A 13,970-nucleotide genomic window follows, 5' to 3' on the forward strand; every position below is an offset into this window, starting at 1 on the left:
TGTCCTAGGCGGATTCGGCGATGGTCTTGAGCCGGGCCAGCCCCTTGTCGAAGTCCTTGCCGATCATGTTGTCGATCGGGAAGACCTTGCCGAGCACGCCCATCAGGCCCGAGTGGGTGCCGGTCATCCGCCAGGTCACCTCGGTGTTGCTGCCGCTCGACGTGAGGGTGAAGGTGACGAAGTTGGTGGCCTTGAACGGCTTCTCGAACGCCAGCTCGATGCCGATCTCGTGCGCGGCGTCGGCCTTGATCTCCATCGCGCCCGCGCCCGCCTTGCGGTTGCCGCGCCAGGTGTAGCGCGCGCCGACGCCGGACTCGGGCCCGGTGTAGGTGCGGGCGAGCTGGGGATCGGCGTCCTCCCACGGCGACCACAGTCGCCACTGGCGGAAATCGTCGATGAAACCGTGGATGCGTGCGGGTTCGGCGGCAATGGTCGTGCGCCGGGTCACCTCGAAGTCGCCCATGCGGGTCAGCCTAGGCCGGGGTACCGACATTTTCGCGGCGTGCGGCGGTGGTGTCGCGCCGGTCGTCCGCGTGGAACAGGAGCTGGTCGCCGTGCTCGCCTACGATGACTTGCGGCATGTCTGCACAGCATCTCGGCCCCGACGGGCCGCCTCCCACCGTCGCGGTGGCCGCTGCCCCCATCGTCGTGGGGGTGCTCGGCGTGATCGCGATCCGCCGCGACGACGCGACGCTGCGCGCGCTGCCCGGCGCGCGGGCCCGGCTGCTGCTGGCCGCGCTGGCCGTGCGTCCCGGCCGGGCCCGCAGCGCGCAGGCGCTCGTCGACGAGGTATGGGGCGACCAGCCGCCACGTGCGCCGATGAACGCCCTGCACACGCAGGTGTCGCGGCTGCGGGCGTTGCTGCCCGACGGCGCGCTGGAGATCGGCCCTGCCGGTTACCGGCTGACCCTGCCCGCCGACAGCGTCGACCTGACCGCGGCCGCCGCCCTGGTCCACCGCGCCGACGACCTGCGCGCGACCGGCGACACCGCGGCGAGCCTCGCCGCGATCGCCGCCGCCCGGGCGCTGTGGCGCGGCGATCCGGGCGCCGACCTGCCCGAATCCGGCCCCGCCGACGACCTGCGCGCCGCCGCCGATCAGCTGCGCCGCGACCTCGACCGCGCCGAGCTCGCCGCCCACACCGCGCGGGGCGACCTCGCCGCCGCCCTCCCGCTGGCCGCCGCCGACGCCGCCGCCCACCCCTTGGACGAGCCTGCCCACACCACGCTCATCCGCCTGCTCGCCGCGGCGGGCCGCACCAGCGACGCGCTGGAAGCCTTCGCCACCTACCGGCTGCGGCTGATCGAGGAACTCGGTGCCGACCCGGGCCCGACCCTGCTCGCGCTCAACACCGCGGTGCTGCGTGGCGATCCGATCGAGCTCCCCGGCGCTAGGCAGCGGCCCTCCGCTCAGCCCTCCGCGACCGGCATCTCGGAGCGCGATGCCGCGGGGTCGGCACAGGCGAACCCTGGCATAGACGACCGAACACCGGCCGCCGACACCGCGATCGTCGACCCGGCCGCACGGGCAGGCGAAAACGATCCGCACTCCCGGGACGACTGGTCAGCGGCGAGCATCGGCCGGGACGCGTCTGCGGCATCACTGCCCGGCACCACAATCGACGACCCCACGGCGCGGGCAGGCGCCACGGATGCGACCGGGTCCCGGGACGGCTGGTCGGCGAGCACCTGGGACACGCCTGCGGCAGGACTACCCGGCAGCGCGGTCGCTCCGATGGCCGACCGCCCCAACGGCCAACCGCGCACCCTCCCGCCCACCTCTCTCGGCTTGCGTGCCGCCCCCAACGAACTGCTCGGTCGCGCGGCCGATCTCGACGCGATCACCGATCTGGTGCGCCGGTCACGGGTGACGACGGTGCTCGGCCCCGGTGGCACCGGCAAGACCAGGGTGGCGAACGCGGTCGGCGAACGACTCACCGGCACCCTGCCGGTGGTGCTGGTCGAGCTGGCCCCGGTGCAGGCCGAGTCGGCGGGCGCGCAGGCTGAGTCGGCTAGCGTCCGGGCCGAGTCGGCAGGCGCGCGGGCTGAGTCGCAGGGCACGCAGGCCGTGGTCGACATCGAAGCGGCGATCGGGCACGTCATGGGTCTGGGTGAGGTGATCCGTGAGCCGGGCGGTCTCCGCCTGGGACGGCAGGTCGACCAGCGCACCCGACTGCGTGACGCGCTGGCCGCCCGGCCGACCCTGCTGATCCTGGACAACTGTGAGCACGTGATCGAGGCGGCCGCCGAGGTCGTCGCCGATCTGGTCGGCAGCTGTGCCCAGCTGACGGTCCTGACGACCAGCCGCTCCCCGCTGGCGATCACCGCCGAATCCGTCTATCCGCTGGCCCCGTTGGCGATCGACGCGGCGGGCTCGCCCGCCACGGACCTGTTCACCGCGCGGGCCAGGGCGGTGCGCCCCGATGTCCGGCTCGATCCCGAGATCGTAGCCAGGCTGTGCCGCACCCTGGACGGCCTGCCGCTGGCGATCGAACTGGCCGCGGCCCGGGTGCGCACGATGAGCGTCGCCGAGATCGAAGCCAGGCTCGAACATCGATTCGCCCTGCTGCGCAGCGGTGATCGGGCCGCCCCGCAGCGGCATCGCACGCTGCACGCGGTGATCGCGTGGAGCTGGAACCTGCTCGACCTCGATCAGCAGATCGTGCTGCGCAGGCTGTCCCGGTTCCCGGGTGGCTTCATCCTGTCCGCGGCCGAAGTCGTCGCGGCCGGACCCGAGGTGGCCGATGTCGCCGCCGCGGTCGACGGGTTGGTCGGCCAGTCGCTGCTCACCGTGCTCGACGATCCCGACGGCAGCGGCATCCGGTATCGCATGCTCGAGACCGTGCGGGAGTTCGGCGCCGAGCAGCTGGCCGCCGTCGACGCCGTGACCGACGGCGCCGAGACCACGCTGGTCCGCGAGCGGATGGCCGGGTGGGCACGGGAATTCGTGCTCGGCGCCGTCCGCGACTACCCCGCCGTCGACCAGGTGCCGGTGGTGCTCGCGGTGACCGCCGAGCTGGACAATCTGGTCGCGGTCCTGCGCACGGCCACCGCGCACGCCGACGCCGACACGGTCTACACCGTGTTCCCGGTGGTCGCGACGCTGTGGGTGATGCGGGGCGCGCACCTGGAGTTCATCGGCTGGGCGGTGCGGCTGGTCGCGATCCCGCCGCCGCGGCCCGTCTCCGGGGTGGCCGCCGACCTCCAGATGGTCACCCACATGCTGACCTGCCTGCACCTGATGTTCCACAACGGTGGTGACGCGCGCCCGGTGGCGCTGGCGCGGATGCGCGCCCGCAGGCTGCTGGAGCATCCCGGGCTCGATCCGGGTCTGCGGCTGCTCGGCGCGCTGATCACCGTGCGGCCGCACGGCTTCCGCCTCGGCCGGTTGCTGGCCGAGGGCGCCCACGCACCGGAGCGCAGCGCGCGGGTGGCCGCCCTGGCCGCGCGGGCCAACTTCTGGGAGAACGCGGGGAACGTGGCGGGCTCGACTCGCGACGCGGTGCGCGCGCTGGCCGAGATGGAGTCGCGCGACGTCTGGGGCGCGGCGATGATGAGCCAGCATCTCGCCCAGCTGTGCGGTCAATCCGCCCGGTACGCCGAGTCGGCCACCCACTACCGCCGGGCGCTGACGCAGATGAGCCGCCTGCGGGTCGACGACGAGATCCTGGAGGGACGGTGCTTCCTGTCGGCCGTCCTGATCGGCGCCGGTCAGCGCGAGCAGGCCCGCGCCGAGCTCGATTTCGTCCTGCGGTCGGAGGATTCGGGGCTGGGCCAGGTCGACGATCCCACCATCCGCCGCAATCACCGGCTCTCGACCGTCGCGACCGCGGTGGCCGAGCTGGAGCTGGCCGACGGTGACATCGACGCCGGTCTCCGGCACTACCGCCGGGCGCTGGAGCTGCTCGGCTGGCCCGATTTCGAGCTCAGCCCGGGTCCCGGCGCGCTGATGGTGTCGGCGGCGGCGGTCAGCGCCCACGTGCTGTACGGCCGGGCGGGCGCGGCGGACGATCTGGTGGCGCAGATCGTCGCGACCACCGATCGCAGGCTCTCGCAGTACCTGGACCTGCCGCAGATCGGCGCGGTGGCCTGCGCGGTCGGCTCCTACCTGCTGACGACCGATCCGCGGCGGCCCGAGGGACTCGAACTATTCACGCTCGCCGCGGCTTCGGCGGCCAGGCAGGACTATCCGTCGATGGAACTGGCCCGCCACCGTGCCCTGCACCGGGACCGGGTGGGCGCGGAAGCGCTGGCCGGGGCCGAGCGCGCGGCGGCGGGGGTGCGCAGGCTCGCGGCCGCCACCCGCATCGTCGAGCTGGTCACGCACCTGGACGGACACGACAACGGCACCCGACCCTGACGGATCGGATGCCGTTGTGCCCGCGCGGGTTCAGGCCCTGCGCATGTAGGCCCGCACGGTGAGCGGCGCGAACACCGCGATGACCACGAGCGAACCGACCAGCGACCACAGCAGGTCACTGCTGTAGACGTTGGCGTTCATCAGGTCCCGGCAGGTGTTGACCATGTAGTACACCGGGTTGGCGTGATTGATCGCCTGCATCCAGCCCGGCATGGTGCTCACCGGGGCGAAGGCGCCGGACATGAAGGTCAGCGGGAACATCACCATCATCGAGATGCCCTGCACCGAGGCGGCACTCTTGCCGGTGACGCCGACCAGCGCCCACACCCAGCTGATCGCGAACGAGCAGGCCACGACCACCAGGCAGGCCGCGACGACCCCGGCGACGCCGCCGCCGGGCCGGTAGCCCAGGCACAGGCCGACGATGATCGTCAGCGTGGAGGCGATGCCGTAGCGCACCATGTCGGCCAGCAGCGCGCCGGCCAGGGCCGACACCCGGGCGATGGGCAGGGATTTGAAGCGGTCGAAGACGCCCTTGTCCATGTCTTCGCGCAGCTGGGTGCCGGTGACCACCGAGGTGAGCACGACGGTCTGCACGAGGATGCCGGGGATCAGGACGGGCAGGTAGCCCTCGACGCTGCCCGAGATCGCGCCGCCGAAGATGTAGGTGAACAGCGCGGTGAACAGGATCGGCTGCACCGTCACGTCGAAGAGCTGCTCGGGATTGTGCTTGATCTTGAGCAGGCCGCGATAGGCCATGGTGAACGAGGTGGAGATCGTCTCGCGCAGGCCCACCCGGTCGCTGACCTGAGCGACGTCCTTGGTAGCTGCGGGAGCGGTGAGGACAGCGGTCATGCCGCGCTCCGTTCGGTGTCGTCGGATTCGTCGGCCGGGTGGCCGGTGATGGTGAGGAATACCTCGTCGAGGGTCGGCTTGGAGACGGTGATCTCCTCGACGCCGATCTCCCAGTCGCGCAGGCGGATCAGCAGGTCGGCGGTGAGGTTCGGATCGGGCAGTGGCGCGGTGAGCCTGCCCGCCTCCGGGCTGATCTGCGCGGCGACGCCGAGGAAGTCGCCGACGATGCGCTTGGCCTCCTCGAGCTGTTCGCGATCGAGCAGCGTCAGGTGCACCGAGGAACCGCCGATGGAGGCTTTGAGCTGGTCGGCGGTGCCGTCGGCGATCACCCGGCCGTGGTCGATCACGGCGATCCGGTCGGCCAGCTGGTCGGCCTCGTCGAGGTACTGGGTGGTGAGCAGCACGGTCGCACCCTCGGTGACCAGCCTGCGGATGGTGTCCCACATCTGGGCGCGGGTGCGCGGATCGAGGCCGGTGGTCGGTTCGTCGAGGAACAGCAGCGGCGGGGTGGAGATCAGGCTGGCCGCGAGATCGAGGCGCCTGCGCATGCCGCCGGAGAAGTTCTTCAGCGGCTTGTTCGCCGCCTCGGTGAGGTCGAACTCGTCGAGCAGCTCGACGGCACGGCGGCGGGCGTCGGGCCTGCTCAGGCCGAGCAGGCGGGCGAAGATGATCAGGTTCTCGGTGGCGGAGAGCGCCTCGTCGACCGAGGCGTACTGCCCGGTGACGCCGATCAGCGAGCGAACCGCGTTGGGCCGCTCGACGACGTCGTGGCCGAAGATCCGCGCGCTGCCGCCGTCGGGCCGCAGCAGCGTGGCGAGCATCTTGATGGTCGTCGTCTTGCCCGCGCCGTTCGGTCCGAGCACCCCGTAGACCGAGCCGCGCGGCACCGCCAGGCTCACCCCGTCCACGGCGCGCTGCTTGCCGAACACCTTGACCAGACCGTCCGCCTCGACGGCGAGGGCTGCAGTGGGTGTGTAAGTCATGGGACCTACGGTGCCCGGCCCGCCTTGCACGGCCCTTGCGTCGCGATGGCGTGGCCACGCAAGGGGCCGGTGAGCGTCAGCTCCGGGTGTTGGCCAGCAGGTGTTCGCGCAGGGCGGCGCGGTCGGGCTTGCCGGGGCCGCGCAGCGGGATCTCGGTCAGCACGGCCAGCTCACGCGGCGCGGCGATGGAATCGAGTTCGGCGACCACGTGGGCCCGGATCTCGTCCAGCGTCGGCGCGGCGCCGGGCGTCGGCACGATCGCGACCGCGACCCGCTGACCCAGCCGCTCGTCGGGCAACCCCAGCACGATGCACTCCCTGATCCCGGGATGGTTGGCCAGCACGGCCTCCACCACCTGCGGAATCACCAGCAGACCGCCGGTCATGATCGCCTCGTCGAGGCGTCCGCTGATCGAGAGCACGCCGTCCTCGTAGGCGCCCGCGTCCTCGGTGCGGAACCAGCCGGGTTCGGCGAAGGCCGGATGATCGGGCAGATTGCGGTACCCGTGCGCGATCATGGCGCCGCCGAGCAGCACCCGGCCGTCCTCGATCCGCACCTCGGTGCCGTCGAGCGGCACGCCCTCGTAGACGCAGCCGCCGCAGGTCTCGCTCATGCCGTAGGTCCGCACGACGGTGATGCCCGCCTCGCGCGCGCGTTCGTAGACCGGCAGCGGTGTCGCCGCCCCGCCGACCAGCACGCCGTCGAGTTCGGCGAGCGCCTTGGCCGCCACCGGCGAATCCAGCGACTTGATCAGCTGGGTGGGCACCAGCGCGGTGTAGCGGCGCGGCCCGCGCATGGCGGCCACGGCGCCGGCCAGCGCCTCGGGCAGGAACCCGCCCGACACGTCGAGCACGGTCGGCTCGGTGCCGGCCAGGATGCTGCGCAGCAGCACCTGGATGCCCGCGATGTGATGGGTCGGCAGGGCCAGCAGCCAGCTGCCGGGTCCGCCGAGCCGCTCGTGGGTGGCGTTACCGCTGGCCCGCAGGGCTTCGGCGCCGAGCAGCGCGCCCTTGGGGATGCCGGTGGTGCCGGAGGTGGTCACCACCAGCGCGACGTCGTCGTCGATCGGATCGCCGGGCTTGAGCGCGTCGGAGAGCCTGCGCGCCTCGCGGCGATCGGTGGTCGGGATCGGCAGCCACGCCGGGCCGTTGCCGTCGAGCGCCTGACGCAGGTGGGGAAGCACTTCGCCGACACCGGAACCGGTCGGCATCTGCAGCGTCCGCAGGGTTCTACTCACGCCACCACCTCCGGATACAGCTTGCTGCGCTCCCTCACGGCTTCGATCGTGTCATGCGACGGCCGAGACCCGGCCAACGGGTCGGTTTGCCGGGATAACGTTCGCCACAAGGCAGGCATAGCGACTGCGATTCAGTAGATGGACGACGACTCGCACTGCGCTCCGGACGACGACGGTCGGGCGCTTGCTCGCAGCTATCGTGCGCGGCCGGACCCGGATCGGCAACTCGGGTCCGCCGCGATAACCACTCGTTCACTCCGCCGACCAGCGCGGATCCCGCCGGATCGGATGTTCGGCAGGAACCTGTACCAGAACGATCGCGATGCCGTCCGGGTCGCGCACCCACATCTCCCACAGGCCCCACGGCTCGAGCTCGGGTGCGCGCTCGATCGCAATTCCCTTCAGCGCCAACTCCGCCGCTGCGTCGGCGACATCGCGCACCTGCAGCCAGATCGCGCCGTCGAACCGGCCCGGCTCGCCGCTGCCGCCGTGCCCGGCGACCTCGATCAGGCCCTGTCCGGCGTAGAACACGGTGCCGCCCGGGTACTCCCGCGCGATCGCCAGGCCGAGGCCGTCCCGGTAGAACGCCAGCGTGGTGGCATAGTCGCTGGGCCGCACGATGATCCGGCTGTTGAGAATGTCCATGGGGCCGTCCGTTCTCAGAAGTACCAGGGGTAGGGCGCCCAGTCGGGCGTGCGCTTCTCCAGGAACGCGTCGCGGCCCTCGACCGCTTCGTCGGTCATGTACGCCATCCTGGTCGCCTCGCCCGCGAAGAGCTGCTGGCCGACCAGGCCGTCGTCGAGCAGGTTGAAAGCGTATTTCAGCATCCGTTGGGCCTGCGGGGATTTGCCGTTGATGTCCGCGGTCCACTCCAGCGCGACGTTCTCCAGCTCGTCGTGGTCGACGACCTTGTTCACCGCGCCCATCTGGTGCATCTCCTCGGCCGTGTACGGCCTGCCGAGGAAGAAGATCTCGCGGGCGAACTTCTGCCCGACCATCTTCGCCAGGTACGCGCTGCCGTAGCCGCCGTCGAACGAGCCGACATCGGCGTCGGTCTGCTTGAACCGCGCGTGCTCGCGCGAGGCCAGCGTCAGGTCGCAGACCACGTGCAGGCTGTGCCCGCCACCGGCCGCCCAGCCGTTCACCAGCGCGATGACGACCTTGGGCATGAAACGGATCAGCCGCTGGACCTCGAGGATGTGCAACCTGCCCGCGCGCGCGGTGTCGACGGTGTCGGCGGTCTCGCCCTCGGCGTACTGGTAGCCGTTGCGGCCGCGGATGCGCTGGTCGCCGCCGGAGCAGAAGGCCCAGCCGCCGTCCTTGGGGCTGGGGCCGTTGCCGGTGAGCAGTACCGCGCCGACATCGGGTGACATCCGCGCGTGATCGAGCGCGCGGTAGAGCTCGTCGACGGTGTGCGGACGGAACGCGTTGCGCACCTCCGGCCGGTCGAACGCCACCCGCACCGTGCCCTGCTCGATATGTCGGTGGTAGGTGATGTCGGTCAGGTCCTCGAACCCGGGGACGGGCCGCCACAGCTTCGGATCGAAAGTCACGACCCTGATTATTGCCCTACCGTCCGGCGGACCGGTACGAGGTCGTAACACCGCAGCTCGAGCGGTCGGCGCGTGTTTCCCGGACCCGGTGCGTATAGTTGCGGCTGCTCGTTCAACGAACCGATCCGGAGGAACCTGAAAGTGGTTGCAGCGCTGTCTGAATCCCTGCTCGACGACACCAAGCGTCCGGCTTTTCTCGCCGACGCCGTCGAAGTTCTCGACGCCGAGGTCTCGGACAAAGGTGGTGCGTCCGGCCTGGCCGTGAAGGGTGGCTACGCGGCGGTCAAGAAGATCAGCCCGACCATCGTTCCCGATGCGCTGGCCTCGCTGGCGCCGAAGCTGCTCGATCAGCTCCAGCCGTACTGGGCCGAATACACCACCTCGGGTGCGGGCACCTTCGCCGACCTGCTGACCTCGAAGTCCGATGAGGTCGCCGAGTCGCTGCTGGCCGTCACCGACGCCCGCGCCGACGCGTCGAGCCGTCCCGCCCTGCAGAAGGTGTACTCCTCCATGCGTGGCTCGGCCAAGAAGCACGTCGTCGAGGCCCTGCCGCGGGTGGCCGACCTGGTGCAGAAGCACGCGGGCTGAGTCCCATGGCGGGGTAGCCCCCGCGTCAGATCGAACGTGAGGCCGGTGCGGCCCGGGTGCGAACCCGTCCGCACCGGCCTTTCGCGTCGGTGGGTGACCACACTCACGTAACGGGGGATGGGGCGGTCGCCGCCACAGCATTTCCCGGTCGGCGGTAAATTCCGGAGCCGCGATTGTGAGCCGGGCAACGCCGTCGGTGAACAGCTGGAAAATCGCGGGTTGCCGACAATTCCGGACGCGCGGCGACGGTTCCGCGCGATTGACTCTTTCCGTTCCGAATCGATTACGTTCGATTTCAGGTGATTCGGAAGGCGAATTACCGCGACGCGGAAAATATCCTTTCCGCTCGGTTCGGTTCGAGAAGGAAGTTCGGTCCCATGATCTCTCGCAAGACTCTCGCCGCCACCGGTGCCGCCGCGGCCGCCGCCGTGATGTTCCTCGGTCCCGTCGCCGTCGCGAGCGCCGACTCGGGTTCGGCGACCGGATCCTTCAGTGGCTCCGCCGATCTGGCCAGTGGCTCCGCCGACCTGTCCTCGGGTTCGGCCGCGCTGACCACCGGTTCGGCCGCCGGTGCCGGCGTGCTCGACTCGGGCAGCTCGGCGCTCGACGGCGGTACCTCGGCACTGGTCAACGTCATCGACCTGATCACCGGTATCAACGGTCTGCTGCCCGCGCCCGCCGCGTCCTGAGCTGATCTGTGTGTTTTTTCCGGAATTCGGCGGCAGGGGTGAATCTGTCGCCGAATTCCCCTTTTTCGGCATATCGGACACCCGGTCGCCGAATAACTCCCACGTAATTACGGAAACGCTTCGGCGAGTGCCGATATCGGACGGTCGAAAAACGTGACCGTACCGCCGATCCGCCGGTTGCGGTGGCCGGTCGGCCCGGCCGGTGACGCAGACAACGCGGGCCGGGGGCAGACGCGTGTGGTCCGGTCTGACACTCTGGGATTGTGAATCCGTCAACTGCGCAGGCACGAGTGGTCGTCGACGAGCTCGTGCGCGGCGGCGTCCGCGAGGTCGTGCTCTGCCCCGGATCGCGCAACGCCCCACTGGCCTTCGCGCTGCAGGCGGCGGACGTGGCCGGACAGCTGCGGCTGCACATGCGCATCGACGAGCGCACCGCGGGCTTCCTCGCGGTCGGGCTCGCGGTGTCCTCCGGGCGGCCGGTGCCGGTCGTGATGACCTCGGGCACCGCCGTCGCCAATCTGGGCCCCGCCGTGCTGGAGGCCAACTACGCCCGGGTGCCGCTGATCGTGGTCAGCGCGAATCGGCCGTACGAGATGCTCGGCACCGGCGCCAACCAGACGGTCGAGCAGCTGGGTCTGTTCGGCAGTCAGGTGCGGGCCACCATCAGCCTCGGGCTCGCCGAAGCCGAGGCGGGGGAGTCGGCCTATCCGCGCCAGAACAGCGTCTGGCGCTCCTCGGTGTGCCGGGTGCTCGCCGCCGCGCGCGGCACCAGGTCGGGCAATGCCGGTCCGGTGCAGTTCGACATCCCGCTGCGCGAGCCGCTGGTCCCCGAGCTCTCCGACGACCCGCTGCCCACGGGCCGCGACGGCGAACAGCCCTGGACCGCCACCCAGTACGCCACCCTCGACGTGCCGCTCGACATCGACCTGACGCCCGACACCGTCGTCATCTCCGGCCACGGCGCGCGCCTGCTGCCCGAACTCGCCGAGCTGCCGACCGTGGCCGAGCCGACGGCGCCGATGCACGGTCCCGCCCTGCATCCGCTCGCGTTGCCGCTGCTGAAGCCGACGCAGGCGATCATCACCGGCCGCCCGACCCTGCACCGGCAGGTCTCGCGGGTGCTCGCCGACCCGAATGTCACCGTCTTCGCGCTCACCACCGGCCCGCGCTGGCCCGATGTCTCCGGCAATGTCGTCGGTACAGGTACCCGCGCGGTCACCACCGGCGCGCCGCGACCGGAGTGGCTGGCGCGCTGTGCCGATCTGAACCGGCAGGCGGAATCGGTGGTGCGCGCCGAACTGGCCACCCACCCGAAGGCCACCGGCCTGCACGTCGCGGCCGTCGTCATGGACGCGCTGCGCGAGGGCGATCAGCTGCTGCTCGGCGCCTCCAACCCGGTCCGCGATGCGGCGCTGGTCTCGCATCCACGTCCCGGCGTCCGGGTGCTGTCCAACCGCGGCGTCGCCGGCATCGACGGCACCGTCTCCGGCGCGGTCGGCGCCGCACTGGCCCATCCCGGCCGCACCGTCGCGCTGATGGGCGACCTGACCTTCCTGCACGACGCGTCCGGCCTGCTGATCGGCCGTGGCGAGCCGCGACCCGACAACCTCACCATCGTCGTCGCCAACGACGACGGCGGCGGCATCTTCGAGCTGCTCGAACAGGGTGATCCGCAGTACGCGGGCGTGTTCGAGCGGGTCTTCGGTACCCCGCACGGCATGGACCTGGCCGCCCTGTGCGCGGCCTACCGCATCCCGCACCGCCAGGTCGACCCGGCGGAGCTGGCCGTGGAGCTGGCGGGCGACGCGCACGGACTGCGCGTGCTCGAGGTCGCGACGGAGCGCTCCAGCCTGCGCGAACTGCACGCCACCGTGCGCGCCAAGATCGCGGGCTAGGCGGGGCCGGTCACGGCTCCTCGACGAATTCGTCCTCGTAGGGGACCGGGATCGTCTGCTCGATCACGTCGGCGGCGTTCGCGGTCTCCGCGTCACGGTCGACGGTGGCCGCCATCTCGTCGGAGTACCGGGCGGCGTCGAAGAACGCCGGGTCGTCGGGATCGTCGGCGGCGAAGGCCGATTGTTCCTGTTCGATCCGATCGGCCTCGGGGACTTCGTCGAGCGGCCGGGCGGTGTAGTCGATCATCGGTGCTCCTCGGTTGTCGCCTCGCACGGTGTCGCTGATCGTTCCGCCATCCAGCGTGCGCCGATCGGCAGCGCTCGGCAACCCGCGCGCCGATGAGATCGCGCGGCTCGTGTCGTCTGCATTGGTGACCGAGTCCGTCCTCGCCCAGGAGCGTCCATGGAACCGCAATTCGACTTCGCCCTCGCCGCCCGCACCCTCGCCGCCGTCGTCGCCGGGATCCCCGACGACCGGCTCGACGCCCTCACGCCGTGCGAGGACACCACCGTGCGCCAGGTGCTCGCCCACGTCGTCGGGCTGACCGAGGCCTTTCGGCAGGCCGCCACCAAGGAGTCCGTCGGCCGTTCGGAGCCGCCGAGCCTGGACAGCCCGCTGGCCGCCGACTGGCGCACCCTGATCCCCGCCCAGCTCGCCGCGCTCACCGCGGCCTGGCGGGTCCCCGCGGCCTGGGACGGCGACGCCGAGGCCGGTGGCATCGTGCTGCCCGCGGCGATCATGGCCACCGTCGCGCTCGACGAGGTCACCGTGCACGCCTGGGATCTCGCGGTCGCCACGGAGCAGTCCGTGACGGTCGATCCGGACCACCTGGTGATCCTGCTCGACTTCCTGCGCGACACCGACCCGGACGGCACCCCCGGGCTGTTCGGTCCGGTCGTCGCCGTGCCTGACGCCGCGCCCGCGTTCGACCGCCTGCTCGGGCTGACCGGCCGCGATCCGGGCTGGCGTCCGGCTGCGATCGCAGCGGACCGGCGGGTTTGATACGGTCGCAGCACGTTTGACGGTAAACCTGGGGGGTTTCGTTGTGCTGCAACTCGTTCTGATCCTGATGGCCCTGGCCGGGCTGTTCTCCTGGATGGCCTTCACCAACGGCAGCGTGGTCGTCGCCGTGATCTTCGCGCTGCTGGCGCTGGCGCCGCTGATCGCGATCGTGGTCGCCATGGTGCGCAAGCGAACCGGGGCCACCGGTCCGCTGTTCGGCAAGCAGTCCAGGGTGGTGGGGGTGATCGCGCTGGTGACCGTCATCGGGGCGGTCGGCTACGCGGTGTACTGGACCTTCTGGACGCCGAAGGAATACGAGGGCCAGCTGGCGGACGTGCGCGACATGGAGTCGGCCTGCCATGACATGGGCGGCAAGTTCTTCCCGTCCGCGGCCGAATTCGGCGGGCCCGCACCGCATCCGGTGGTCGCGTTCGTCGACGAGCAGGTGGGTGGGACCTCGGAGGCCGAGATCGGTGGTTCCGACGCGCCGCGCGAGTGGGGCGGCCGCGGGCTGAAACCCGCCGACGTGCAGCTCATCGCCTGCCTCGACGAGGCCGAGGACGGCAAGTTCCTCACCGACTGCAAGTTCACCAGCAGCACGCTGCCGCTCTATCAGGGTCGCTACGACGTGACCATCCGCGAGGCACGGACCGGCCGCAAGGTCGGGACCGTCGAACTGGCGGGCAAGTCGACGCCCGACTGCCCGTTCTCGGCGCTCACCAAGGGCGACAACCCGAAGATCCACACCGAGCCCGATCTCGCCGAATACCAGCGCGCGCTGGCCGAATTCGTCTCGAAGTAGGCCGGT

The 13,970-nt window shown here is 71.1% G+C and carries 13 protein-coding genes; 6 read left to right on the plus strand and 7 right to left on the minus strand.

What is annotated here, in order from left to right:
• Nucleotides 1-4: 4 nt before the first annotated feature.
• Nucleotides 5-463, minus strand: coding sequence for an SRPBCC family protein (locus ACFYWJ_RS08775; protein ID WP_355273905.1), 459 nt, complete (start codon nucleotides 461-463; stop codon nucleotides 5-7).
• Between the two features lie 116 nt (nucleotides 464-579).
• Between ACFYWJ_RS08775 and ACFYWJ_RS08780 the strand changes: the two genes are divergently transcribed.
• The gene (locus ACFYWJ_RS08780; RefSeq protein ID WP_355273902.1) at nucleotides 580-4,359 is read left to right on the plus strand and encodes a BTAD domain-containing putative transcriptional regulator; all 3,780 of its coding nucleotides are present in this window, start codon (nucleotides 580-582) and stop codon (nucleotides 4,357-4,359) included.
• A gap of 30 nt (nucleotides 4,360-4,389) precedes the next feature.
• Here the strand turns inward: ACFYWJ_RS08780 and ACFYWJ_RS08785 are convergent, their stop codons facing one another.
• The 5 genes from ACFYWJ_RS08785 to ACFYWJ_RS08805 all read right to left on the minus strand — a co-directional run bounded on the left by ACFYWJ_RS08785 (nucleotide 4,390) and on the right by ACFYWJ_RS08805 (nucleotide 8,987).
• Entirely contained in the window at nucleotides 4,390-5,214 is an 825-nt protein-coding gene (locus tag ACFYWJ_RS08785; RefSeq protein ID WP_355273900.1) for an ABC transporter permease, read from the minus strand.
• Nucleotides 5,211-6,197: an ATP-binding cassette domain-containing protein gene (locus tag ACFYWJ_RS08790; RefSeq protein ID WP_355273898.1), complete on the minus strand. Its 987-nt coding sequence runs from the start codon at nucleotides 6,195-6,197 to the stop codon at nucleotides 5,211-5,213. The genes ACFYWJ_RS08785 and ACFYWJ_RS08790 overlap by 4 nt, the downstream gene beginning before the upstream one ends.
• Nucleotides 6,198-6,273: 76 nt before the next feature.
• Nucleotides 6,274-7,407 carry an o-succinylbenzoate--CoA ligase gene (gene menE, locus ACFYWJ_RS08795; RefSeq protein ID WP_355274643.1) on the minus strand — a complete coding sequence of 378 codons (1,134 nt, stop codon included), beginning with the start codon at nucleotides 7,405-7,407 and terminating at the stop codon, nucleotides 6,274-6,276.
• Between the two features lie 279 nt (nucleotides 7,408-7,686).
• Entirely contained in the window at nucleotides 7,687-8,079 is a 393-nt protein-coding gene (locus ACFYWJ_RS08800; protein ID WP_355273895.1) for a VOC family protein, read from the minus strand.
• 14 nt (nucleotides 8,080-8,093) lie between these two features.
• The gene (locus ACFYWJ_RS08805) at nucleotides 8,094-8,987 is read right to left on the minus strand and encodes a 1,4-dihydroxy-2-naphthoyl-CoA synthase (RefSeq protein WP_355273893.1); all 894 of its coding nucleotides are present in this window, start codon (nucleotides 8,985-8,987) and stop codon (nucleotides 8,094-8,096) included.
• Nucleotides 8,988-9,128: 141 nt separating this feature from the next.
• On the opposite strand from ACFYWJ_RS08805, the gene ACFYWJ_RS08810 reads away from it, so the two are divergent.
• The 3 genes from ACFYWJ_RS08810 (at nucleotide 9,129) to menD (ending at nucleotide 12,159) form a co-directional block, all read left to right on the plus strand.
• The gene (locus tag ACFYWJ_RS08810; protein WP_355273890.1) at nucleotides 9,129-9,575 is read left to right on the plus strand and encodes a DUF6918 family protein; all 447 of its coding nucleotides are present in this window, start codon (nucleotides 9,129-9,131) and stop codon (nucleotides 9,573-9,575) included.
• A gap of 377 nt (nucleotides 9,576-9,952) precedes the next feature.
• On the plus strand, nucleotides 9,953-10,264 hold the full coding sequence (locus tag ACFYWJ_RS08815; protein WP_355273887.1) for a hypothetical protein: 312 nt from the start codon (nucleotides 9,953-9,955) through the stop codon (nucleotides 10,262-10,264).
• A 263-nt stretch (nucleotides 10,265-10,527) separates the two neighbouring features.
• Nucleotides 10,528-12,159: a 2-succinyl-5-enolpyruvyl-6-hydroxy-3-cyclohexene-1-carboxylic-acid synthase gene (gene menD / locus ACFYWJ_RS08820; RefSeq protein WP_355273884.1), complete on the plus strand. Its 1,632-nt coding sequence runs from the start codon at nucleotides 10,528-10,530 to the stop codon at nucleotides 12,157-12,159.
• Between the two features lie 10 nt (nucleotides 12,160-12,169).
• Here menD and ACFYWJ_RS08825 read toward each other — a convergent pair whose 3' ends face one another.
• On the minus strand, nucleotides 12,170-12,406 hold the full coding sequence (locus ACFYWJ_RS08825) for a hypothetical protein (protein WP_355273882.1): 237 nt from the start codon (nucleotides 12,404-12,406) through the stop codon (nucleotides 12,170-12,172).
• Nucleotides 12,407-12,562: 156 nt separating this feature from the next.
• Here ACFYWJ_RS08825 and ACFYWJ_RS08830 point away from each other — a divergent pair, with 156 nt between their 5' ends.
• Nucleotides 12,563-13,162 carry a TIGR03086 family metal-binding protein gene (locus ACFYWJ_RS08830; protein ID WP_355273879.1) on the plus strand — a complete coding sequence of 200 codons (600 nt, stop codon included), beginning with the start codon at nucleotides 12,563-12,565 and terminating at the stop codon, nucleotides 13,160-13,162.
• A 43-nt stretch (nucleotides 13,163-13,205) separates the two neighbouring features.
• Nucleotides 13,206-13,964 (plus strand): hypothetical protein, encoded by a 759-nt coding sequence (locus ACFYWJ_RS08835; protein ID WP_355273877.1) that lies wholly within the window; start codon nucleotides 13,206-13,208, stop codon nucleotides 13,962-13,964.
• The last annotated feature ends 6 nt before the right edge of the window (nucleotides 13,965-13,970 follow it).

Origin of the sequence: Nocardia sp. NPDC003269, from assembly GCF_042888005.1 — a bacterium.
Classification (GTDB): Bacteria; Actinomycetota; Actinomycetes; order Mycobacteriales; family Mycobacteriaceae; genus Nocardia.

Bases quoted from the DNA above. Each gene is read 5' to 3' on its own strand.
- ACFYWJ_RS08775 (WP_355273905.1), bottom strand. From the start codon at position 463: ATGGGCGACTTCGAGGTGACCCGGCGCACGACCATTGCCGCCGAACCC.
- ACFYWJ_RS08780 (WP_355273902.1), top strand. From the start codon at position 580: ATGTCTGCACAGCATCTCGGCCCCGACGGGCCGCCTCCCACCGTCGCG.
- ACFYWJ_RS08785 (WP_355273900.1), bottom strand. From the start codon at position 5,214: ATGACCGCTGTCCTCACCGCTCCCGCAGCTACCAAGGACGTCGCTCAG.
- ACFYWJ_RS08790 (WP_355273898.1), bottom strand. From the start codon at position 6,197: ATGACTTACACACCCACTGCAGCCCTCGCCGTCGAGGCGGACGGTCTG.
- menE (WP_355274643.1), bottom strand. From the start codon at position 7,407: ATGCCGACCGGTTCCGGTGTCGGCGAAGTGCTTCCCCACCTGCGTCAG.
- ACFYWJ_RS08800 (WP_355273895.1), bottom strand. From the start codon at position 8,079: ATGGACATTCTCAACAGCCGGATCATCGTGCGGCCCAGCGACTATGCC.
- ACFYWJ_RS08815 (WP_355273887.1), top strand. From the start codon at position 9,953: ATGATCTCTCGCAAGACTCTCGCCGCCACCGGTGCCGCCGCGGCCGCC.
- ACFYWJ_RS08825 (WP_355273882.1), bottom strand. From the start codon at position 12,406: ATGATCGACTACACCGCCCGGCCGCTCGACGAAGTCCCCGAGGCCGAT.
- ACFYWJ_RS08830 (WP_355273879.1), top strand. From the start codon at position 12,563: ATGGAACCGCAATTCGACTTCGCCCTCGCCGCCCGCACCCTCGCCGCC.